17 protein-coding genes and 2 pseudogenes are annotated in these 22616 nt (G+C 42.5%); 12 read left to right on the forward strand and 7 right to left on the reverse strand.

Going from position 1 to position 22616, the window contains the following annotated elements; translation table 11 throughout:
• Positions 1–143 precede the first annotated feature (143 nt).
• The 4 genes from efeU (at position 144) to V7K56_RS30050 (ending at position 4362) form a co-directional block, all read left to right on the forward strand.
• Positions 144–977, forward strand: coding sequence for an iron uptake transporter permease EfeU (gene efeU, locus V7K56_RS30035; RefSeq protein WP_334916613.1), 834 nt, complete (start codon positions 144–146; stop codon positions 975–977).
• 31 nt (positions 978–1008) lie between these two features.
• Positions 1009–2199: an iron uptake system protein EfeO gene (gene efeO, locus V7K56_RS30040; RefSeq protein WP_334916615.1), complete on the forward strand. Its 1191-nt coding sequence runs from the start codon at positions 1009–1011 to the stop codon at positions 2197–2199.
• Between the two features lie 28 nt (positions 2200–2227).
• Positions 2228–3487 carry an iron uptake transporter deferrochelatase/peroxidase subunit gene (gene efeB, locus V7K56_RS30045; RefSeq protein ID WP_334916618.1) on the forward strand — a complete coding sequence of 420 codons (1260 nt, stop codon included), beginning with the start codon at positions 2228–2230 and terminating at the stop codon, positions 3485–3487.
• Positions 3488–3744: 257 nt separating this feature from the next.
• The gene (locus V7K56_RS30050; RefSeq protein ID WP_334916620.1) at positions 3745–4362 is read left to right on the forward strand and encodes a VOC family protein; all 618 of its coding nucleotides are present in this window, start codon (positions 3745–3747) and stop codon (positions 4360–4362) included.
• Positions 4363–4431: 69 nt separating this feature from the next.
• On the opposite strand, the gene recN is transcribed toward V7K56_RS30050, so the two are convergent.
• Positions 4432–6180 carry a DNA repair protein RecN gene (recN, locus tag V7K56_RS30055; RefSeq protein WP_334916843.1) on the reverse strand — a complete coding sequence of 583 codons (1749 nt, stop codon included), beginning with the start codon at positions 6178–6180 and terminating at the stop codon, positions 4432–4434.
• A gap of 401 nt (positions 6181–6581) precedes the next feature.
• Here recN and V7K56_RS30060 point away from each other — a divergent pair, with 401 nt between their 5' ends.
• The 3 genes from V7K56_RS30060 (at position 6582) to V7K56_RS30070 (ending at position 12080) form a co-directional block, all read left to right on the forward strand.
• On the forward strand, positions 6582–8573 hold the full coding sequence (locus tag V7K56_RS30060) for an ABC1 kinase family protein (protein WP_334916622.1): 1992 nt from the start codon (positions 6582–6584) through the stop codon (positions 8571–8573).
• A gap of 494 nt (positions 8574–9067) precedes the next feature.
• The gene (locus V7K56_RS30065; RefSeq protein WP_334916624.1) at positions 9068–10468 is read left to right on the forward strand and encodes an HlyD family secretion protein; all 1401 of its coding nucleotides are present in this window, start codon (positions 9068–9070) and stop codon (positions 10466–10468) included.
• A 10-nt stretch (positions 10469–10478) separates the two neighbouring features.
• The gene (locus tag V7K56_RS30070; protein ID WP_334916626.1) at positions 10479–12080 is read left to right on the forward strand and encodes an MDR family MFS transporter; all 1602 of its coding nucleotides are present in this window, start codon (positions 10479–10481) and stop codon (positions 12078–12080) included.
• A 225-nt stretch (positions 12081–12305) separates the two neighbouring features.
• Here V7K56_RS30070 and V7K56_RS30075 read toward each other — a convergent pair.
• Both V7K56_RS30075 and cysC read right to left on the reverse strand, forming a co-directional pair.
• Positions 12306–12432: pseudogene (locus V7K56_RS30075) on the reverse strand (helix-turn-helix domain-containing protein); the annotation flags it as partial.
• Positions 12433–12760: 328 nt separating this feature from the next.
• Positions 12761–13315 carry an adenylyl-sulfate kinase gene (gene cysC, locus V7K56_RS30080; RefSeq protein WP_334916628.1) on the reverse strand — a complete coding sequence of 185 codons (555 nt, stop codon included), beginning with the start codon at positions 13313–13315 and terminating at the stop codon, positions 12761–12763.
• 47 nt (positions 13316–13362) lie between these two features.
• Between cysC and V7K56_RS30085 the strand changes: the two genes are divergently transcribed.
• Complete coding sequence (locus tag V7K56_RS30085) at positions 13363–13953, forward strand: CPBP family glutamic-type intramembrane protease (RefSeq protein ID WP_334916630.1); 591 nt, start codon at positions 13363–13365, stop codon at positions 13951–13953.
• On the opposite strand, the gene V7K56_RS30090 is transcribed toward V7K56_RS30085, so the two are convergent.
• The 4 genes and pseudogenes from V7K56_RS30090 to V7K56_RS30105 all read right to left on the reverse strand — a co-directional run bounded on the left by V7K56_RS30090 (position 13913) and on the right by V7K56_RS30105 (position 18580).
• A complete protein-coding gene (locus tag V7K56_RS30090; RefSeq protein WP_334916632.1) occupies positions 13913–14347 on the reverse strand; it encodes a hypothetical protein in 435 nt (144 codons plus the stop codon). The genes V7K56_RS30085 and V7K56_RS30090 overlap by 41 nt on opposite strands.
• A gap of 34 nt (positions 14348–14381) precedes the next feature.
• Positions 14382–14978, reverse strand: a complete 597-nt coding sequence (locus V7K56_RS30095) for a CAAD domain-containing protein (protein WP_442940274.1) — start codon at positions 14976–14978, stop codon at positions 14382–14384.
• 30 nt (positions 14979–15008) lie between these two features.
• Positions 15009–15425 (reverse strand): annotated as a pseudogene (locus V7K56_RS30100) (hypothetical protein); the annotation flags it as partial.
• A gap of 170 nt (positions 15426–15595) precedes the next feature.
• Entirely contained in the window at positions 15596–18580 is a 2985-nt protein-coding gene (locus V7K56_RS30105; RefSeq protein ID WP_334916634.1) for a valine--tRNA ligase, read from the reverse strand.
• Positions 18581–18765: 185 nt separating this feature from the next.
• Here V7K56_RS30105 and V7K56_RS30110 point away from each other — a divergent pair, with 185 nt between their 5' ends.
• Genes V7K56_RS30110 through V7K56_RS30125 form a run of 4 tightly spaced genes read left to right on the forward strand, consistent with a single transcriptional unit; the run spans position 18766 to position 22614 of the window.
• Entirely contained in the window at positions 18766–19071 is a 306-nt protein-coding gene (locus V7K56_RS30110; protein ID WP_334916637.1) for a hypothetical protein, read from the forward strand.
• Between the two features lie 7 nt (positions 19072–19078).
• Positions 19079–20341 (forward strand): glutathionylspermidine synthase family protein, encoded by a 1263-nt coding sequence (locus tag V7K56_RS30115; protein WP_334916639.1) that lies wholly within the window; start codon positions 19079–19081, stop codon positions 20339–20341.
• Positions 20342–20371: 30 nt separating this feature from the next.
• Positions 20372–21658: an MFS transporter gene (locus V7K56_RS30120; protein WP_334916641.1), complete on the forward strand. Its 1287-nt coding sequence runs from the start codon at positions 20372–20374 to the stop codon at positions 21656–21658.
• The gene (locus V7K56_RS30125; RefSeq protein WP_334916643.1) at positions 21655–22614 is read left to right on the forward strand and encodes an N-acetylglucosamine kinase; all 960 of its coding nucleotides are present in this window, start codon (positions 21655–21657) and stop codon (positions 22612–22614) included. Before V7K56_RS30120 ends, V7K56_RS30125 begins: the two co-directional genes overlap by 4 nt.
• The last annotated feature ends 2 nt before the right edge of the window (positions 22615–22616 follow it).

Below are 22616 nucleotides of genomic sequence, written 5' to 3' on the forward strand. Positions count from 1 at the left end.
GTTTGACAGACTGTAAATTCAACGGAAAATTTATTATTTTAGAATTTTAAAGATTTCTTGACTGACGTTTATATACAAATGTTCTCAAGTAAGTTATTATTCTCATGATGATTTGATAGTAATTATAACTAATAAGGTTATCCATGCTTTTTCCCTTCTTGATCATGTTCAGAGAGGGCGTTGAAGCTGCGCTTGTCGTGGGAATCATCGCCAGTTATCTCAAGCAAACTGGACGTACCCATTTGATGAAGTCAGTCTGGATTGGCATCGCACTAGCGACTTTTCTTTGTCTGGGTGCTGGAATTGTTTTGCAAATAACCAGTCAGGAGTTTCCGCAGAAAGAACAGGAACTATTTGAAGCGGTGATTTCCATCGTCGCAGTTGGAGTTCTCACCTGGATGGTTTTCTGGATGCGCCGTGCTGCTCGTTCTATCAAAGGCGAGTTACATTCTCAAATTGAAACTGCCATACAGTCAGGGGATAAATGGGGTATAGCACTAGTATGGATGGCATTCTTTGCAGTATTGCGGGAAGGTCTGGAAACAGTAGTGTTTTTGCTGGCTACGTTTCAGCAAAATTTGGGAATTCAAGCTCCTGTGGGGGCATTGTTTGGATATGCAGCCGCACTAGCCGTCGGTGTAGGCATCTATCAGGGTGGTATCCGCATCAACTTGAAACGATTTTTTAAATGGACAGGAGCCTTCATTATCGTGGTTGCTGCTGGACTCTTAGCAAGTGGGGTAAGAGCTTTCCATGAAGCCGGAGTGTGGAATTCACTGCAAACAGTGGTATTCGATGCTAGCGGGGTACTTCCTAAAAACGGGTTTCTCGGTTCACTTTTGGCGGGATTTTTTGGATATAACGATACCCCGACTGTCAGCGAGACGATCGCCTACTTTGCCTATCTAATTCCTACTATGTTGTTGTTCTTCTTAGGGAATAACGCTGAACAGAAGACTACAGCAAGGCATTCCTAGCTACTTCAATAATTTTTAGGAAAATACAACAATGAAAAATGTTTTAAAGTATTCAACAATTATCTGTCTAATTGCCTTGACAGTAGCTGCCTGTGAATCCAATAAATCAAGCGATACTTCTACGAATAATTCTCCAGAAGCTAAAGTAGCTAGCGATACTTCTACTAACAATTCTACAGAAACTGCTTTGACTGTGACAGATAAAGGTTGCGAACCTAATCAGTTGACGGTGGCATCTGGGGAAAACAACTTTGTAGTGACCAATAAAAGCAGCCAACCTTTAGAGTGGGAGATTTTGTCTGGGGTAAAAGTCATTGAGGAAAAGGAAAATATTGCTCCTGGCTTCGTTCAAAAACTCAAAACCAATTTACAACCGGGTGAATATGATATGGCTTGCGGTTTACGCAGCAATCCCAAAGGGAAACTCACTGTAAAAGCAGGAGCAGGAAATTCTCAAGCCAAGACAACCGTAGATCAAGGTCAATTAACAGGTGCGATTGCAGAATATAAAGCCTACGTCACTAAAGAAACTGACCAACTAGTGGCAGACAACAAGACCTTCACAGATGCCGTGATTGCAGGAGACGTTGCTAAAGCTCAGAAACTCTATCCCTCTACCCATGTCCACTGGGAACGTGCAGAACCGATAGCTGAACTGTTCTCCGATCTCGACAAAACGATGGATTCCCGTGCTGATGACTTTGCCAAAAAAGAAGCCGATCCAGAATTCACTGGATACCATCGCATAGAGAAAGCTTTATTTCAGGACAAAACTACAAAAGGCATGAAACCTTTTGCCGAAAAGCTACAGAAAGATGGACTAGACCTACAAAAGCGCATTGCCACCTTGACCATTGAACCAAAAAATATGGTTGGCGGTGCTGCTGACTTGATTGAAGAAGTAGCTGCTACCAAAATTTCTGGGGAAGAAGACCGTTACAGCCATACTGACCTCTGGGATTTCAGCGCTAATGTAGAGGGTTCCCAAAAGATTGTGGAGTTATTAAGCCCCGTTATCCAAAAAGCCAACCCAGATTTGCTCAAGCGTGTAGATAGCAATTTCACCAAAGTTAACCAAAAACTTGCTAAATACAAAACCCCTGATGGAGGTTTTGCTACCTACGACAAGGTGAGTGAAGCAGACAAAAAAGACATGAAAACAGCAATAGCCTCCCTTTCTGAAGATTTATCTCAGTTGCGCGGCACTCTGGGCGTTAACTAATTGATCAAGATTCCTAGAGGAGTAAATTATGTCTATCACAAAGCAACCAAGTTTACGCATTACTCCCAAGCTTGGCCGTCGTGACTTGTTAATCGGCATGGCAGCAGCAGGTGGAATAGCAGCCTTGACGACTTTGGGCTATCGTACTCTTCTGGGATCGCCTCTTGACCCATCTGAAGAGGTCGTGCCCTTCTTTGGGCCTCACCAAGCAGGTATTCTGACTCCTACTCCGGCTGCTGGGTTGATGGTCGCATTTGATACAACTGCTACAAATAAAGCAGATTTAGTGCGGTTGTTCAAAACTTTAACTGAGCGCATTCAGTTTCTCATGGCAGGAGGAACACCCAAGCCGCGCGACCCCAAATTTCCACCTAGTGATTCGGGGATTATGGGCCCGAACATTGCTCCCAATAATCTGACAATCACCCTAGCTGTGGGTAACTCACTGTTTGATAACCGCTTTGGACTCGGCAACTTGAAACCCAAGCGGTTAGATACGATGCCCAATTTTCCCAATGACCAGCTTGACCCAGATTTATGTCATGGGGATATACTATTACAATTCTGTGCGAATACTGAGGAATCGAATCTCCACGCTTTACGCGACATTATTAAGAATTTGCCTGACTTGATAACTTTGCGTTGGCAAATAACGGGATTTCTGCCGCCAAATACTCACAAAAAACAAGGCAAATCTACGGTGCGTAACCTGCTTGGTTTTAAAGATGGAACGGCAAATTTAAATGCTAGTGACGACAAATTGATGAACCGAATTGTCTGGGTACAGCCAAATGATGGTGAACCAGCTTGGACATTAGGAGGAAGCTATCAAGTGGTGCGAGTGATCCGCAACTTAGTCGAACGCTGGGATCGCACACCACTACAGGAACAAGAGACAATTATTGGACGCATTAAGGACTCTGGCGCACCTTTGGGAATGAAGTACGAGAAAGATATTCCCAATTACGATCAAGATCCTAAAGGTAAACAAATTCCTCTCGATGCTCATATCCGCCTTGCTAATCCTCGCAAATCAGAGTCGAGTTTAATTCTGCGGCGTGGTTTCAACTATTCACGCGGGTTTGACAAATCTGGACATTTAGATATGGGTTTGTTGTTTGTCTGTTTTCAGGCTGATTTAGAGAAGGGGTTTGTGACAGTACAAAATCGTTTGATTGGAGAACCTTTGGAGGAGTATATTCGCCCCATTGGTGGTGGGTATTTCTTCGCCTTACCTGGTGTCAAGGCTAAAGGAGGTTATCTCGGTCAGTCATTACTAGAAGCGTAGATTTATCTTTAATTTTTTGACGATGGTTAGCAGCTTACAATAACAGAGATTCGGCAAAAGCGATCGCGTCAGTTGCAAATTTACCATCTGCGATCGCAGGTATTTGAAATTGGCTCAAAATAATTTTAGTTATGATGGTAGATATCAGCCTTGTTTCTGAGCCACAATATTGAATACTAGATCGTTTTGATAGGTGAGCATGATGAGCAATAACCTTGCACTAGAAACTGCAAAAGGTTTTAACTTAGGAGACTTCAATGAATAAAAAGTCGCCTTTTGTAGAAATTGACGGATTGCTCTTGTATAAGCAAGAGTGCAAGACTCCAGAATTTTTAAACTCATCTTTTTGCATACATCTATTTGGTGAACGAGTGATCGTAGATCACTATGTACTGTTATTTCCTGATTCAGAAACTCTCACAGACTACGCTAACACTCTGGTCAACTATGATGCCAAAATCACCGAAGGGCCAGGAAAATGGCCCGATGATTTTTGTCCAGAGCAAAACTTACTACCAGAAGATGCTGGTATGTACTTTCTCTCAGCCTTAATGCCGTCAGGTATGATTTTGGTACTGCTTGCGCCTAACGCACCAGGTGAACAGATTGCTAGCTTATTCCAAGAGCAAAGTTTTAATACTGTCCATCACGTTGCCATTATCGTTGATGATATTTATGCAGCAGCAGAGGTGTGGCAGAACAAAGGCTTTATTCCTCTATCTATGACTCCTCAAGAAGATGGCTCCCTATGCCAATGGTTTTTCCGCAACTGGGCAGGACAAATTATAGAGCTAATTTGCCGCCGATGGATGGGTAAAGAGACTTTTTCCTGCGAGAATATCGCTGGTTTACGCCTTTCAGAATTGGCAGCCTAAATTTATAATTCGTAATACTCGTCAAAGGTAAGAAGCAAGCTACGTAATTCGTAATTTATAATTATTTGATCAAGTATGCTTACCGCGACGGTGGTTAGCAGCTTGTAATAATAGAGACTCTGCAAACGCGATCGCATCAGTTGCAGATTTACCACCAGCCAATTGTGCTAGTTCTTCCCGACGAGTGTTTAAATTATCTAAGGTAGTAACTCTGACAACGGTACGCTGTTCGGCGTTGTCATTGTTGGCTTTTTTACCTTTACCTTGATTGACAGTGAGCTTATCTACGCGAAAATGCCGATCGGCCATTGCTGCAACTAAAGGTTGATGCGTCACACATAACACTTGGTTGTGTTGACTTAGCTGGTATAATTTTTCCGCGATCGCTTGGGCTACCCTTCCCGAAACCCCGACATCAATTTCATCAAATACCAATGTCCCAGCCGCATCAACCTGAGAAAAACAAGCTTTCAGCGCCAGTAAAAAACGGCTCATTTCGCCACCAGAGGCAACTTCTGTTAAAGGTTGCAGTGGTTCTCCGGGGTTAGAACTAAATGTAAAGGTAATTTTATCTGCTCCCATCGCAGTTGGGAAAGCTGGTAATATTTCAACCAAAAATTTCACTTTTTCCATCGCTAGGGGCTTGAGTTCAGCTATTAAACGTGATTCTAAATTAGCAGCCGCCTGACTCCGCAATTGAGTTAACTGATTACTTGCTTGGGTAAGTTTTTCAAAACACGCTTTTTCTTGCTGTTCTAAGTTTTCAATAGATTGTTCGCTGTCATTAAGTTGGGCTAATTCTGCTTGGATACGTTGGTAATAAGCGATCGCTTCTTTTAGTGTCGGCCCATACTTACGACAAATTTGCTTTAACTCTCGAATTCGTTCTTCTACCTCCTCCAACCGTTGCGGATCGGCTTCCAAATCATCCCCATAAGCATTAATCTGCCTTCCTACTTCCATTACCGCAGCTTGCGCGTCCCTTACCAATTCCAACAGATGCTGTAGTTGGGTATCGTATTCCACCATGTCATTTAATGTAGCCTCGCTGTCTCCCAATAAATCTGCGGCGGCGGGAGTTTCATTATCGTTTTGATACAAAGCCTGATAAACTTTGTAACTCATTTGTTGCAAATCAACGACATGATTTAGGCGTTCTTGTTCTTGTCCCAACTGTTCCAATTCATCAGGTTCGCTGAGATTGGCTGTTCCCAATTCTTGCACTTGATAAGTGAGCAAATCGAGTTGTTGTAAGCGTTCCCGTTCTGATGTCCGGCGTTTTTCTAATGCTAAATGCGCCTGTTGGTAAGCACTGAAACTCGTGGCGACTTTATGGCGCTGCTGCATCAACGAGTCGCCGCCATACAAATCTAACCAGTCCCGAACTTGGGCAGATTGTCCCACTTGCACAGTTTGACCTTGGGCGGTGATTTCCACCAAGCGATCGCGCATTCCTACCATGATCTGCCGATTTACCAACACGCCATTCACCCGCGATCGGCTGCGGACATTACTAGCAGTGGCTGTGATTTCTCGGCTAATGATTACAGAATTTTCATCAAGCAAATCTATTTCTTGTTCGGTCAACCAAGCCGCTAGGGGGGCGTTTGAGGTGAAAGTAGCTTCTACTAATGCCCGACTTGTCCCCGTGCGAATGACTCGACTAGAAACTTTACCGCCCAAAGCGGCATCAATGGCATCCAAGATAATAGATTTTCCAGCGCCGGTTTCACCTGTTAACACATTTAGTCCCGCGCCAAATTCCAATTCCAGTTGGTCAATTAGGGCAAAGTTTTCGATTCGCAGGCAAAGCAACATCAAGCCAAATTCTCCATGAGGGCAGATGCCAGATACTTCTAACTTACAAGACAATAGATACGATCTTTCAGCAATTAGCAATACCTACTACTATTGAACTAGTATGCCCGTTTAAGTGTAGCAGACCTACTAGTACTAAGGAGTAGGTGGAGCAGGGGGAGAAATCAATTCAAAATTCAAAATTCAAAATTCAAAATTAAAGATTCAATCCCCATGCCCAATGACGCCAGTTGCTACCCTTCTCCTGACGGAGACGCTGCGCGAACGGGAACGCTAAGAGCGAACAAGTCGGGCATTGCCCGCCCAACGTACTGGCTCCCCAATGCCCCATTCCAAATTTCTAATTTCTAAACGTATTGTTACAATACTTAATGTGATCGTTCTGACTGGTGGCCTTCTTCATGATTGTTAAGACACTTCCCCCTAATTCCCGACCGATTCAGGAGGACAGTCGCAACGGCACAAATCGCCGAGGCGACGAACCGGATGTTATTGATATAGTGCCAGAAGATGGTACATCAAGCCTAGTTGTGCGCTCGCCAAGACTTTTAGCAGCTCAAAAAGTGAGGACAACAGCCCAACCTGAAACGCTTTACGATCCCGTTGGCATAGCGGCGCATTACCAAAAAAGAAAAGTGCAAGTTTTACGGCGGATTTTTGCCGTATTGGGGCCGACTCTATCCTTTGTTTTGGGATTGTGGTCGGATAGTAAACGGGGAATTGTCGTCAAAAATGACCGTCGCCGAGCCACTCAGCTACGAGTATTGCTCACCCAATTAGGGCCTGCTTACATCAAAATTGGACAAGCTTTATCCACCAGACCGGATCTGGTTCCTCCTGTATACCTAGAAGAATTAACTAAGCTACAAGATCAATTACCGCCTTTTGCTAACGAAATTGCTTACCAGTTTATCAAAGAAGAACTAGGCGCACCTCCAGAAGAGGTTTACGCCGAACTTTCAGCCCAGCCAATTGCTGCGGCTTCATTGGGGCAAGTCTATAAAGGTAAGCTAAAAACTGGCGAAGAAGTCGCCATTAAAGTTCAACGCCCCGATTTAAGAGAGGGAATTACGATTGACTTGTATATCTTGCGTAACCTCGCTGCTTGGGTGCAGAAAAAAGTCAAACGAGTAAGAAGTGACTTAGTTGGGATTCTTGATGAATTAGGCGATCGCATCTTTGAAGAGATGGACTACATCCATGAGGGCGAAAATGCCGAACGATTTTTTGAATTATACGGTCACATAAAAGACGTATATATACCGAAAATTTACTGGGAATACACCAATCGTCGCGTCTTGACGATGGAGTGGATTAACGGCACCAAATTAACCCAGACAGAAGAAATTAGCGCCCAAGGGATAGATGCTCGTTATCTAATTGAAGTGGGTGTGCAGTGTTCCCTGCGCCAGCTGCTAGAACATGGATTTTTCCATGCAGATCCGCACCCTGGTAATTTGTTAGCGACAACCGATGGCAAATTAGCTTATCTCGACTTTGGGATGATGAGCGAGATTAAGCCACCTCAGCGTTATGGTTTGATTGAAGCGATCGTCCACGTTGTCAACCGCGACTTTGAAGGATTAGCAAAAGACTACGTGAAGTTAGATTTCTTATCACCAGAAACTGATTTAACACCAATTATCCCAGCTTTTGCGAGAGTTTTTGCTGATGCCCAAGGAGCCAGCGTTGCCGAGCTCAACATTAAAAGCATCACAGATGAACTATCAGCTTTGATGTATGAGTATCCTTTCCGCGTACCGCCTTACTACGCCTTAATTATTCGCTCCCTTGTGACGCTTGAAGGTATTGCAATATACATAGATCCAAACTTTAAAGTTCTCAGCGAAGCATATCCCTACGTTTCTAAACGCCTCTTAACAGATCCAGCACCGCAATTAAGAGCATCATTGCAAGATTTATTATTTAAAGATGGCAGATTTCGCTGGAATCGCTTAGAAAACTTGTTAAAAAATGCGCGTAATAGTCAAGACTACGACTTTAGTTTAGTGCTAAATCAAGGGATAGAATTTCTGTCATCTGAACGCGGTGCTTTTATTCGTGACAAACTAGTAGATGAATCTGTTAACGGACTTGATGCTTTAGGTAAAAATGTTTTGCATAACTTTACCTCCTTGTTGCGAGAACGGGTAGGATTGACAGCAGTGAATAAAACTCCAGCGGCCACAGTTGAACAACAACAAACCTTAGAGCATATCAAACGTATATTAGGTATTCTCCGAGAAACAAGAGGCTTTGATCCAGTGCAACTTGCATCCCAAATTGCCCAGTTATTGGTAAATTCTGATGTACAACGTTTAGGTCAACAAATTGCCAACCGCTTCACGCAAAAGGCTGTAGCCAGGTTAATTCGGCAATTGTTGGCATCGTAGTAAGAGTTAGGAGTCAATACGGTTCAGTTAAGAAGAATAAGGTAATAACATTCAAATTGTATTCTTGCGTCTTTCTGAGGCTAAAGATTACGCAACTTCAAGGCGGATTAGTTTAGTAAGTTAGGTTTCGTTTTTCAACCCAACCTACGCCTACTTTACTATTACAGCGATCGTAAAACTTTTAGGCAGGTCTACTGACTTTAGTTAGAATTCAAATCTAACTAAAGTTGGAGTCAACCTTATTATATGAACCGATTGCTTGCTCTATGAAATAAAAGTATCAACTTTAAGTAGAAGACAAGGCAGGGACAACTCTATATATTGAATTCATACAAACACTGAACAGTAATTGAGTTGCAAGTTTTAAGCTTGTTTGATATGGATCGCACAAAGATGAGCTATGACTGTGACCATAGTTTATTACTCATTTCACCTTCAACACGATTCCAACCTCTGTAGTGTCTTTACCATAGTGTTCTTGACTTGACATCGTAATGGAAGCTGATAACTCAACTCACGAAAACCAAACTGTTGACGGACACAAAACGCCCGTACTAGACAAAAAAGGATCTTCTGTCAGTTCAACGCCTGAACCAGCACCGAGTTCTCCTAGTCCCCATCGACATCCTCGTCGAAAGTGGATATTGTTTAGCTTACTGGGCGTAGGATTATTTGTTGGCGCTATTTTTGGCTACCGCTGGTGGCGTTTTGCTTCAGTTCATCAGTCAACTGACGATGCCTATATTACTACTAATATTTATCCCGTCAACGCTCGCATCAATGGAACAGTCGTCGAGGTGGGGGTAAATGATAACCAATCGGTATCGCAGGGTTATGTCCTGGTGAAGTTAGACCCGCGTGATTATGAAGTAACGCAACAGCAGTCAAAAGCAGCTCTAGAATCAGCAAAACAGCAAGCAGCAGTGGCTCAAGCAAATATTGGCGTGACGGCAGCGACTACCGCAGGTCAGACGACAGAAGCGAAAGGAAATGTTGATGCGGCGGCAGCAACCGTCTCTACTTCAGAAGCGGCTTTGGCAGAAGCACGGGCAGGAGTACCCGCAGCGCAGGCCCAGCTTGCCCAAGTCAATGCAAATTTAATCAAAGCCAAGCGTGATTATCAGCGTTATACTGCGCTCTATGCTGAAGGTGCGGTGCCTCAACAAGACCTGGATACAAACAGAGCAACATACGAGGCAGCATTAGCGCAATATGATGCGACTGCCGAGCAGATTAAGCAGGCACAAGCTAAAGTTGTGCAGGCACAAAAAAATCTCTCCAATGCCCAAGGTAAACTTAGTTCTACTAGAGGAAACTTGCAACAAGCAAATGCAGCTAGTAAACAAACGGGGGTGAATCGACGGCAGTACCAAGCAGCATTAGCAACGGTTGCTCAGTCACAAGCCGAGCTGAAAAATACAGAACTGCAACTGTCGTATACTTCGATTGTCGCTCCAATAGCAGGGCGGATTGGCAATAAAACAGTCCAGATTGGACAACGGGTTCAGCCCGGACAAACTTTGATGTCTTTAGTACAAAAGACTCCCTGGATTGTTGCCAATTTCAAGGAGACACAGTTGGAAAATATGCGACCCGGACAGCCTGTTGAAATCAAGATTGATGCCTTTCGCCATCATCGGTTTACAGGCATAGTCGATAGTGTATCTCCAGCTTCGGGAGCCGATTTTGCTTTGCTGCCGCCTGACAATGCCACTGGTAATTTCACTAAAATTGTGCAGCGCGTTCCAGTCAAAATCATCTTTGATGCAAACAGCATCCGAGGATACGAAACGCTGATTACATCGGGAATGTCGGTGATTCCAACTGTTGATACAAGTGAATTAGAAATGACCCATCGTAGGTCTAATAACCGCTCGCAAATCGTTAACCACTAAATGCCACCCAATGGTCAACACCAGCGCCAGTTCACAAAAATCGTCCTCTCGCGCCCAACCTTCCTCAGAACAGACTGTTTCGTTTAGAGACTGGGTTGGGGTCATGGCAACCTTATTGGGTGCATTCATGGCAGTGCTAGATATCCAGGTGACAAATGCCTCTCTTAATGACATCACGGGCGCGTTGAGTGCCACGATTGATGAAGGTTCTTGGATCTCTACAGGCTACTTGGTCGCTGAAATTGTGGTAATTCCTCTCACTGGGTGGTTGTCGCAGGTGTTTTCAGTGCGGCGATATTTGCTGGTCAATGCTGTATTGTTCTTAATTTTTTCGATCGCCTGTGCCTTTGCTGTCAACCTCCCAATGATGATTTTTTTCCGGGCAGGGCAGGGATTTACCGGGGGAGTGTTGATCCCGATGTCGTTTACCGTAATTTTGATGACTCTGCCACCCTCTAAGCAGCCGATTGGCTTGGCATTATTCTCAATCACGGCAACCTTCGCCCCCTCAATTGGCCCGACGATTGGCGGCTGGCTCACCGATAACTATAGTTGGCAATATATCTTTTACATCAACGTCATTCCAGGTCTATTGCTGATTGCGGGGGTCTGGTATGGACTCAAGTCTCAGCCAATGCAGCTCAACCTCTTACGAAATGGGGATTGGTGGGGCATTATTACAATGGCGATCGGGTTCGCTTCTTTTGAGTTTTTTGCAGATGAAGGAAATCGCAAAGACTGGTTCGGCTCTGAGGAAATTCAGCGAGCCGCAATTATTGCGGCAATCTCTTTGCCGTTGTTTGTGATCATTCAGTTCACGCGCCAGCAACCGTTGTTGAATCTGCGACTGTTAGTGCGGCGTAACTTCGGCTTCTCGACTGTGATTACCCTGGCGCTGGGATTGGGTTTATATGGATCGACCTTCATCCTACCGCTCTACCTGGCGCAGGTGCAGAGATACAACGCTCTGAAAATTGGGGAAACCATTATGTGGTCAGGCATTCCTCAGCTTTTCATCACGCCGTTTGTGCCCAAGCTAATGCAACGAGTTGACCTCCGGCTGCTAGTCGCAATTGGGCTGGCGCTGTTTGGAGTCAGTTGTTTTATGAACTCTCACATGACTCACGATACGGGCATAGATCAATTGATCCCGGCTCAAGTCGTGCGGGCGTTGGGGCAACCTCTAATCATCACGCCACTTTCGAGTATCTCAACTGCTGGCATTGAACCAAAGCAAATTGGCTCTGCCTCGGCAATTTACAACATGGCACGAAATCTAGGCGGCTCCGTAGGCATAGCCATTCTGGGGACGCTGCAATCGCGGCGGGAACGATTCCACTCTAATCGATTGGTAGATGCTGTATCGCTCTCAAATCCGATTACTCGCGATCGCATTGATCAACTGACACAGTTCTTCACAAATCAAGGTGCCGATCCTGTCACTGCACAGAATCAGGCAATTGGCCAGATTGGTAACATTGTTCGTCGGGAGGCAAATGTTATGGCCTTCAACGATTGCTTCCTGTTTATGGGCTATGCTCTGTTTGCGGGTGCGCTCCTAGTGCTACTACTTAAAAAAGCCAAGCCTACGAGCGGGGCAGCGAGTCACTAAGATTGGCTAGACGAGTACATTCTGGGCAGTCGTGGAATGCGGGTGAGCGCTCCATCGGCGGAATTTGATAGCCGCAAGTTTGACAAGTCTGATTAAATAGAACCAGCGATGAGCGTGAATTTGTCAAAACAACCGCTTGTGTCAAGACTCCGAGAGCAATGAGAGTAATTGCAATAATCATCGGCGTGATTAATTAGAGCTAATTTGTTAACTAAAGTAAAGTCTATAGGCTTGTTTCCATGTTGTTATCGAATCAAGTGAGACATCTAAAATTGTTTGAGTTTCCTCATATTTGTAGTTTTGATAAACCAGTTTTACAGAATAGCGCTTTTCTCACTTCACGGGCATCTGGACGTAGCCAAGGGCGGACAAGATGTTCACCCCACAAGACTAGATAATTTATTTGTTGGAAGTCCTTAGTCCAAGCCAGACTACCATATTTATTAATGCAAAATCAAGCTGTTATGGACTTGTGCTTTCCCTGTTTGCACCTAGATTGCGCTTTACAAGCATTGCAGATTACTTGCAGTGGTCAAGCGTTTGCTGTGGAAAGAATGATTATTATTATTGAGTAACTGCCTAGAGATTAATTTTTTGGGACAATTTATTCTTTAGAAGTCCCTTAATTCAGCAATTATTGGCATCCTAGTAAAAGTTATGAGTTAAAAACTTTCTTTAACTTATAAATCATTCATTCTAGCAACTATATAACCCAACTCTTCCAGCTTTTTTAAGACCTTAGTTGCACTTTGGGCAACACTTTCTTCATTCGTTTTGCATTCGACTTCTGGACGGAGTGGTATTTCATAAGGATCATCAATACCAGTGAAGTGCTTAATCTCTCCGGATCTGGCTTTTTTATATAACCCTTTTACGTCTCGCTGTTCACAAACTTCTAATGATGCATTGACGTAAACTTCAATGAAATGTGGAATACTTTGGCGCACTTGTTCCCGAATTTTACGGTATGGTGAAATGGCCGAAACTAATACAATTACATTATTTCTGGCAAGAAGATGAGCCACAAAGCCGATGCGCCGAATATTCTCTTCTCGATCCTCTTTACTGAAACCCAATCCTTTGCAGATGTTTTGACGTACCGCATCACCATCTAGAACTTCTACTCTGTATCCCTGTATCCGCAGTTCCTTCTCCACGAATTTACAGATAGTAGTTTTCCCTGCACCACTTAGACCAGTAAACCATACTGTCACACCACACTCTTGTTGTCTCATCCTACCTCAGTAGTATATTTGAGAAATTAACTTAAAAATGAGATTGTATGATTAATTTGATTATCAGACGTCTGACTACTGCACTATCTATATTCCCTACTATTACCAATTTACTAGAGCTAATATTACCTCTGACAGGATTAACAATTTTATTATTATTTATAGGATTTCAATCAGATTTTCTCAAGTTACATATCTTAGAAAAATCTTGGCAAGAAATTGTAAAAATTATTATGTTTTCCTTTTTTATACCAGGCTTAAGTGAAGAGATAGTTTTTCGCGTTTTGTTTTTGCCTCACCCTACTGAAAATCCCTTACTCAAGACACAAATTATATGGATGATTATCTCTTTAGTCGCCTTCATCATATATCACCCATTTCAGGGACTAACCTGGAATCCTGGTGCCCGTGAAGTTTTTATAAATCCAAATTTTTTAATCCTGGCAGCTTTGTTAGGAGTTATCTGTACGATCGCTTACTTAATATCTGGCTCTATTTGGCTTTCAGTTATCATTCACTGGCTGGCTGTTGTCATTTGGATAGTTTTATTAGACGGATTTGCTAAGTTTAACCCACCTTTTGCACTTCATTTTGTATTTAACTTTCTTCTTGGGGATAACCATTTTTCTCGCGTTTGAGGCTTTCTTCTAAGGCTTGAATTTGTTCACGACGAGCTTCCAATTCTAAGGAACGCCGCGCTAAGTCTTGGTTTTGCAACGTCAGGGATTGTCGCCAATGTTCTGCTCGTTCAGCTTCGTGCTGCAAAAATTCCGGGGTGATGCCGATGGTGAGGTAGCTTTGTACCAAATGGAGTACCCAGTTGGTGGCATCTTCTAATTTTTCAATGTCGCCTGTAGGGGAAAGTTCTACTAAAACAAGCAAGTTTTCACTCATGATCTTTCCCTTTCCTAGCAGAATAGGAGTATCTTCGGGAATTATCGCCCACAAGTTATCAGCTTCTTGACGCGCCAATAAGCGTAACTGGTGCTGGTCTAAAAAATCGTTTTTACGCACCTGGGCTAGATATAACATGAGGGTCGCTTCGCTCCAATTCAAAATTCAAAATTCAAAATTCAAAAAATTTAATAAAAAATAAGTGCCAGAATGGATATTTGGATCTTGTTAATTGGTAATGGGTAATTTGGAAATTATTAACACTCCCATTACTCATTACAGTTCCGAAGCCACGCAAGCGATCGCGCAAAATTTCAGCTTGCTTGTGTGCTTCTGCTAAAGCATCACGTGCTCCTTGTACTACGTCGGCTCTAGCTCTATCTACAAAGCTAGAATTGTTTAATCTGATACTTAGAGATTCAACTTCTGCTTTAGCTTTACTCAAGCTTTTTTCTAGCTTGGCACGTACAGCTTTAATATCTACCACACCGCTTAGAGGAATTAGCAATTGTATTGTACCAATTACACCTGCAATCGCATTTTCTAGTTTTTGTGATTGTTCTAATCCTTTCTGTGGTAAAAATCGGCTCCACAACCTAAGTCTTGCTTGAGCAGTGAGTAAATTTTGGCTAACAAACCACGCTGTGTAACCAAAACCAACTAGTTCAAAGAAAGTTCCGACGAGGAAAGTGTCATCAATGACATTTCCTACAGCTAAACCCACTTTACCAAAGACAATGGCTGCGATAATTAAGCCAATTGTCTTCAAACCCCTTTGGGGTTTTTTAACAGCAACAGTTTGATTTTCTTGCTTGTCAGTAAGGCTTTTTTCTAAAGCTTGAATTTGTTCGCGTCTAGCTTTCAACTCTAAGGAACGCCTTGCTAAGTCTTGGTTTTGCAACGTCAGGGATTGTCGCCAATGTTCTGCTCGTTCGGCTTCGTGCTGCAAAAATTCTGGGGTAATGCCGATGGTAAGGTAGCTTTGTACCAGATGCAGTACCCAGTTGGTGGCGTCTTCTATTCTTTCAATGTCGCCTGTAGGAAAAAGTTCCACTAGAACAAGCAAGTTCTCACTCATGATCTTTCCCTTTCCTAGCAGAATAAAAGCCTCTTCTGGAATTATCGCCCACAAGTTATCAGCTTCTTGACGCGCCAATAAGCGTAACTGGTGCTGGTCTAAAAAATCGTTTTTACGCACCTGGGCTAGATATAGCATGAGGGTCGCTTCGCTCCAATTCAAAATTCAAAATTAAAAATTAAAAAAAATTTAATAAAAAAATAAGTGCCAGAATGGATATTTGGATCTTGTTAATTGGTAATGGGTAATTGGGAATTATTAACATTCCCATTACCGATTACAGTTATCCTAAGCCACGCAGGCGATCGCTACGACAACCCCTTCAGGCGATCGCGCAAAATTTCTGCTTGTTTCTGTGCTTCTGCTAAGGCATCCCGCGCTCCCTGTACCACGTCGGCTCTAGCTTTATCCACAAAGCTAGGATTGTTTAATCTGGTACTCAGAGATTGAACTTCTGCTTCGGCTTTACTCAAGCTTTTCTCTAGTTTGGCACGGACAGCTTCAATATCTACTACGCCGCTTAAAGGAATTAGCACTTGTATTGTACCAATCACGCCTGCGATCGCATTTTCTGGTTCTTGTGGTTGTTCTAATTCTTTCTGCGGGAAAAATCGGCTCCACAACCTAAGTCTCGCTTGAGCAGTGAGTAAATTTTGGCTAACAAACCACGCTGTGTAACCAAAACCAACTAGTTCAAAGAAAGTTCCGACGATGGGAATGTCATCAATGGCATTTCCCGCAGCTAAACCCACTCTACCAAAGACAATGGCCACGATAATTAAGCCAATTATCTTCAAACCCCTCTGAGGTTTTTTAACAGCAACAGTTTGGCTTTTTTCCTTTTCAGTAATGGTTAAAGTCTCAACCTTCGCCAAATCTTTAATGTAATCTTGTCCAGAAATGAGAATTTCCCGCTCTTTCTCACTTTCAGTTTGTAAATTTGCCGTTATTTTTACCCCTGGTTTAATATCCGCCTCAGCCCGCAAATTCCTAATTGTGCGGATAGTACCAATTAGTAATTCAAACTGTTCTTCTAAAGCTTGATCAATTAGATTTGCATCTACCTGGGGATAGGTTTGTAACGGTAAAGTTTGCGGGGAATCTGGTGATTGTTGTGTGAGAGTTTGCCAAATTTCTTCGGTAATATGAGGCATGAAGGGATGAAGCAGTTTCATAATCCCTTCTAATATGTAGCCGAGGGTTTGCTGTGCTACTCGCCGCGATACTGGATCGGCATCTGCTTGCAATCTAGATTTCACTAGTTCAATATACTGGTCGCAGAAATCACCCCAGATAAATTCGTAGAGTCCTTTTGCTGCTTCCCCTAAACCGTAATTATCAATGTAATTGGTGGTTTGTTTGATAACTTGATGATATCGCGAGATAATCCAGCGATCGCTCAGTTCAATAGCTACTGGATTCCCTAATTGTTGCGGCGTTTGTCCATCCAAATTCATCATCACAAACCGGGCAGCATTCCACAACTTGTTAGCAAAATTGCGAGATGCCTCTACAGAAGCTGATTCATCCTTTTTGCGATCATACTCCAATCGGATATCTTGACCCGCACCAGCCACTTCCCTAATTAGGGTATATCGCAAAGCATCAGTACCATATTTGTCAATTAATAACAACGGGTCAATACCATTACCTTTGGTCTTTGACATCTTCTGACCTTTTTCATCCAGCACCAAGCCGTGGATGTAAACTGTTTGGAAAGGCATTTGACCAGTAAAATGCCCACCCATCATGGTCATTCTGGCTACCCAGAAAAAGATGATGTCAAAGCCTGTCACCAAAGTGGTAGTTGGGTAGTAAGTCGCTAAATCTTGAGTTTGTTCCGGCCAGCCCAAAGTCGAAAACGGCCAAAGTCCAGAAGAAAACCAAGTATCTAGCACATCTGGGTCTTGTTCTAACTTGACATTTTCACCAAATTGCGCTTTTGCTTTTTCCCAAGCTTCAGTTTCCGATTTCGCTACCACAAACGGCGTGTTATCGGTAATTTGTCCATCTGTTTCACTGACTGCGTACCAAGCCGGAATTTGGTGTCCCCACCATAATTGGCGAGAGATACACCAATCATTAAGTTTTACTAGCCAATCACGATAAACCTTTGTCCAGCGTTGAGGAACAAACTCCGGTGAATTTTGCTGGTCGAGGAATTCGAGAGTTTTGTCAGCTAGAGGGCGAATTTTGACAAACCACTGAGTTGAGAGGAGGGGTTCAATGGGTACTTTACCGCGATCGCTGTAGGGAACGGTATGCTTATAATCTTCTATCTTCACCAAAAAGCCATCTGCTTCTAGGCGAGAAACCACATTTTTTCTAGCAACAAAGCGGTCTTGTCCTTGAAACTCCCCAGCATTGACGTTGAGAGTGCCGTCTTTGTTCATAATATTAATTAACGGCAGATTATGACGCTTACCCATGTCAAAATCGTTCGGGTCATGGGCGGGAGTTATTTTGACGCAACCTGTGCCGAAAGTGGGATCAACATATTCATCGCCAATAATGGGAATTTCTCGTTGTACAATGGGCAGAGTCAGAGTTTTGCCGATGAGATGTTTGTAGCGATCGTCATTGGGATTAACTGCTACTGCCGTATCACCTAGCATCGTTTCTGGTCGAGTTGTCGCCACCTCTACAAAACCAGAACCATCCGTAAGGGGATAACGGAAATGCCAAAGATTTCCATTAACCTCTTGATTTTCCACTTCCACGTCAGACACAGCCGACTGAGAAGCTGGACACCAGTTAACTAAATATTCACCACGATAAATTAAGCCTTCCTCGTAGAGGCGAGTAAATGCCTCGACAACAGCTTTAGATAAACCCTCATCCAGGGTAAATCTTTCCCGTGACCAGTCTACCGAGACACCCAAGCGTCGTAACTGATTCAGAATCGTTCCCTCAGACTCCGCCTTCCATTGCCAAGCGCGTTCTAAGAATTTTTCGCGCCCCAACTCGTAGCGAGTCTTCCCCTCTGTCTTGAGTTGCTTTTCCAGCATACTATGCACAGCAATGCTGGCGTGGTCAGTTCCGGGTAGCCATAGAGTATTGCGCCCCTGCATCCGGTGGTAGCGCACCAGGGTATCAATCAACGCACTTTCAAAAGCGTGACCCATGTGTAAGCTGCCGGTGACATTCGGCGGTGGAATGACGATGCAGTAGGGTTCGCCGCCTTTATTGGGGTCAGCTTTGTAAACTTGGTTGTCTTCCCAGAATTTTTGCCACTTGGCTTCGGTGGAAAAGGGGTCGTAGAGACTGGGGAGATTGGGAATGGTTGCGGTCATGCGGGAAAACTAAGGAAGGACTCTAATAAATTTTGCCACAGGGTTGGAGAGGGTTTGTTTAGCAATTCTCGAAATCGTGGATGTACCTCTTAAAAAATCTTGAAATGCGAAATCTATTCATAACTCTTGTAGTTATCTTGAATAAATTCCATAGCTGACATCTGTATATTCGCTCAGAAAGACTCATGAAATTGAAACCAGGTTTATTTCAACTCATAGTGTTCGTTATGACTGTATCGCTACTTGCTTCTTGTGCGACAACGCCAGAAGCAAGACAGTCAGATTGCAGCTCCACAACGTCGCAAAACCAACAACCCAATAACTGTTCTTCCTCATCTAATAGTAGCGGCAGATCGAGTGGTTACTCTGGTGGTAGTAGCATTAGAAGATCCGGTTATGGTAATTCATCGGAGGTCGGGACTTCCAGCGGTTTTTCCAAGGGTCGTAGTGGTTTTGGTAGTTTCGGTCGCGGTGGTCATGCAGGTGGGTAAGAGAGTTATGAATATTTTCAACAGTCCTCAACGAAAACGTCTATTTCAGTCGATGAAAATGGGTTGGTACAACTTTGCTCCGATTGAAGAAGGAACAGGTATACCTCTAACTGACCAAGAAACACCTTACGCTCTTTATTATTGCCATCAAGTTTTACCACAGACTATACAAGAAATCCGGCAAGCATCGGAATTAGTCGGTAGTATTTTAACCCAAACGTGGGAAATTATCCGCACTCTTGATGAAGATACACTACTTTATTATGGATTTCCTGAAGCTACTATTAAGTTAGTTAAATATGACTTCTTCGCACCATTTTGTATGCGTCTTGATTGGTGCTGGAATCAAGAAACGGGGATAAAAAAGGTAGTAGAAACTAATCCTCAAACTCCTAGCTTTTGGTTTGAGTGTACAGATGGCAATAAAAAAGTCGCCAGACATTTTGGATTACAAGAACCAGATTTAGATGCTCAAAAAATTTTAAAATTAACACTTAATCAGCATGTCAATAGAGCCGCATTAAATTTGGGTAAACCAATCACAGACTGTCGCGTGGCATTTACAGCTTTGAATAATGCTGAAGATTTAGGTACTATGCGATGGTTGAGCAATTACTTGGAGTCTAAAAGTGCCATTTTACCTTTAGAATATCTTGGTATCAAAGATGGTGAATATCTATTTGACCAGAGAACACAAAAACCAATAGATATACTCTTTATGTGGTATCCAGTGGAATGGCTAATCCATGATACTGATGAAAAAGGTGAAAGATTATGGCCGGCTCTAGAGCAACTAATTTTTGAGAATAAAATTGTCATTGTGAATTTTGGTTCTGCCTTTGCACTGCAACCAAAGAGTGTATTTGCCCTAATTACAGATTTGGGATATGACTTTTTTTCTGACAAAGATGCTGGGACAGTCTGGGAATATTTCCCTAAAACATCACTGAGTGCAACAGCAATAGGTAATTCATACTTTGCCAAACCTATTTTAGGAAGAGAAGGTGAAGGAGGATTTGCAGTTAATTCAGGAAATATCTCTATGCGTAGTAGTAATAATGACCCTTGGTATACACAACAGAATTATGTGTATCAAGAGTTATTAGAGTTTCCTAAATTAGAAATTGATGGCAAGTCGATGACTCAGGTTTGGGGAGCATGGCTATATAACGATGGTAGTGATAAGTTTATACCTGGAGGTGTAGGAATTCGCCTTTCTGAAGGAGAAATTACAGATAACTTATCCTATTGGTGTCCTATTGGATGCTAATTTTAACAGCATCGAGAATTAGAGGCAAACATGAAACCTCAAACCACCAGCCCTTCGCCCTGGACATACATACCCACGTTATATTTTGCCTCCGGCATACCTTACGTCATCATCAACACAGTTTCCGTAATCTTTTACAAAAAACTGGGAATAGATAATACTCAAATCGCCTTATGGACAAGTTTTCTCTATCTACCTTGGGTCATCAAAATGTTTTGGGGCCCAATCGTTGATATTTACTTTACTAAACGCAAATGGATACTTTATACCCAATTTGCCATGTTCGCTTGTTTGGGTTTGATAGCCATCTCCTTACAACTGCCAAATTTCTTTTTCATATCCCTTACAACATTAACAATAGGAGCATTTATTTCTGCAACTTATGACATTGCCACAGATGGATTCTACCTCCTCGCCTTATCTCCAGAACAACAAGCCTTCTTTGTTGGCATTCGCTCACTGTTTTATCGAATGGCTGTTATCTTCGGTTCAGGGATATTAGTAGTCTTAGCAGGTCAGCTTGAAGTATCTCTCAATAACATTCCTTTAAGCTGGACTATAGCTATTGGCTTCTCAGCTTTAATTTTAGCAATCCTATTTATTTTCCATCGCCTAATTTTACTCTTACCTGAATCAGATAATCAACGACAAATTCAAATTAGGGAAAATATACCTTTTTGGTCAATAATTAGCTCATATTTTACTCAAGCTCAAATTATAAATATTTTAGCATTTATCTTACTTTACAGACTTGGTGAAGCAATGCTTGTCAAAATAGCCTCTTTATTTTTATTGGACAAACCAGAAGTAGGGGGCTTAGGACTATCAACATCAGATGTCGGATTAGTCTACGGTACATTTGGGGTAATATCCCTAATCTGTGGAGGAATTTTAGGAGGCTTACTAATTTCTAAATATGGATTAAAAAAATGTTTGTTTCCTATGGCTTTAGCTTTGAACTTGCCTGATATATTTTATGTATATATGGCTTACACTAAACCTTCACTAACATTAGTGTATCCCTTGGTTTCTTTAGAGCAATTTGGATATGGGTTTGGATTTACAGCTTTTAGTGTTTATTTAATGTATATTTGCCAAGGCGAATATAAAACTTCTCATTTTGCTATTTCCACTGGCATCATGGCTTTAGGAATGATGCTACCTGGATTAATTAGCGGTTATTTGCAAAAAGTACTTGGCTATCCATTATTTTTTGTCTTGGTCTGTTTGCTGACTATTCCTGGAATGATTGCTCTATTTTTTATTCCTTTCAAAGAACAAGCAAAGCATCAAAATAATTCATATTATAATCCATGAATTATGTTTTAGGAATAGATGGCGGCGGTAGCAAAACTGTTTGTGTTTTAATGGATGATTCGTGTCAAGTGCTAGGTCGCGGTGAAGCAGGCCCATCTAATTATCAGTGTATAGGTATCGAAGCCACTCTACAATCTATTCAATTAGCAATTCACAATGCGGTTGAAACAGCAACAATTACAAATACTGTGAATATTGAGGCGATATGTTTGGGTTTAGCGGGTGTAGGTCGTGCAGCAGATATCGAAGTAGTAAAAGGTTTAGTTAAAGATTTACAGAATAACAAATCTTTGCCTATTACTTGGGCATTACAGCCAGCAAATATTGTAATTTGTAACGATGCTTTAATTGCTTTAGTTGGTGGAATTGGTCAGTCTGTAGGAATCGTGGTTGCAACAGGTACTGGTTCGATAATTTTTGGGCGAAATCATCAGGGAAATACCAAGCGAGCCGGCGGCTGGGGGTATATTTTAGGAGATGAAGGTAGTGCTTATAAAATTGCGATCGCAGGGATGAATGCAGCATTAAAATCTTATGATGGACGGGAAATATCAACGAGTTTGCTAGAGGATTTCAAACAGCATTTTGATTTGAAAAGTATAGAAGATTTAATAGAAGTAGTCTATCGGCGAGAATGGGGAGTGAAACAGATAGCGGCTTTAGCACCAATTGTAGATTTTGCAGCAGCGTCAGGTGATATAGTAGCGAATATCATCATTGATGATGCTATCAAAGAATTAGTGAAAGCTACATCTACAGTAATTGATGCTATTTTTAGTGTTGACTCAGTTTTAGAAGTAGTCACAACAGGAAGTGTGTGGCGGGGTAAATGCAAGATCCATGAAAGATTTGCAGCATCAATTGTGAAGAAGTTTCCTGAAGTAAAGGTGATTTTTCCGAGGTATGAACCTGCTTATGGTGCTGGTTTGTTAGCGTTGCAGACAACTCAAAATTGACG

Origin of the sequence: Nostoc sp. (genome assembly GCF_036917535.1) — a bacterium.
Lineage (GTDB): Bacteria > Cyanobacteriota > Cyanobacteriia > Cyanobacteriales > Nostocaceae > Nostoc.

Excerpts from the sequence above, each read along its gene's own strand:
- efeU (WP_334916613.1), top strand. The coding sequence starts at position 144 with ATGCTTTTTCCCTTCTTGATCATGTTCAGAGAGGGCGTTGAAGCTGCG.
- efeO (WP_334916615.1), top strand. The coding sequence starts at position 1,009 with ATGAAAAATGTTTTAAAGTATTCAACAATTATCTGTCTAATTGCCTTG.
- efeB (WP_334916618.1), top strand. The coding sequence starts at position 2,228 with ATGTCTATCACAAAGCAACCAAGTTTACGCATTACTCCCAAGCTTGGC.
- V7K56_RS30050 (WP_334916620.1), top strand. The coding sequence starts at position 3,745 with ATGAATAAAAAGTCGCCTTTTGTAGAAATTGACGGATTGCTCTTGTAT.
- recN (WP_334916843.1), bottom strand. The coding sequence starts at position 6,180 with ATGTTGCTTTGCCTGCGAATCGAAAACTTTGCCCTAATTGACCAACTG.
- V7K56_RS30060 (WP_334916622.1), top strand. The coding sequence starts at position 6,582 with ATGATTGTTAAGACACTTCCCCCTAATTCCCGACCGATTCAGGAGGAC.
- V7K56_RS30065 (WP_334916624.1), top strand. The coding sequence starts at position 9,068 with ATGGAAGCTGATAACTCAACTCACGAAAACCAAACTGTTGACGGACAC.
- V7K56_RS30070 (WP_334916626.1), top strand. The coding sequence starts at position 10,479 with ATGGTCAACACCAGCGCCAGTTCACAAAAATCGTCCTCTCGCGCCCAA.
- cysC (WP_334916628.1), bottom strand. The coding sequence starts at position 13,315 with ATGAGACAACAAGAGTGTGGTGTGACAGTATGGTTTACTGGTCTAAGT.
- V7K56_RS30085 (WP_334916630.1), top strand. The coding sequence starts at position 13,363 with ATGATTAATTTGATTATCAGACGTCTGACTACTGCACTATCTATATTC.
- V7K56_RS30090 (WP_334916632.1), bottom strand. The coding sequence starts at position 14,347 with ATGTTATATCTAGCCCAGGTGCGTAAAAACGATTTTTTAGACCAGCAC.
- V7K56_RS30105 (WP_334916634.1), bottom strand. The coding sequence starts at position 18,580 with ATGACCGCAACCATTCCCAATCTCCCCAGTCTCTACGACCCCTTTTCC.
- V7K56_RS30110 (WP_334916637.1), top strand. The coding sequence starts at position 18,766 with ATGAAATTGAAACCAGGTTTATTTCAACTCATAGTGTTCGTTATGACT.
- V7K56_RS30115 (WP_334916639.1), top strand. The coding sequence starts at position 19,079 with ATGAATATTTTCAACAGTCCTCAACGAAAACGTCTATTTCAGTCGATG.
- V7K56_RS30120 (WP_334916641.1), top strand. The coding sequence starts at position 20,372 with ATGAAACCTCAAACCACCAGCCCTTCGCCCTGGACATACATACCCACG.
- V7K56_RS30125 (WP_334916643.1), top strand. The coding sequence starts at position 21,655 with ATGAATTATGTTTTAGGAATAGATGGCGGCGGTAGCAAAACTGTTTGT.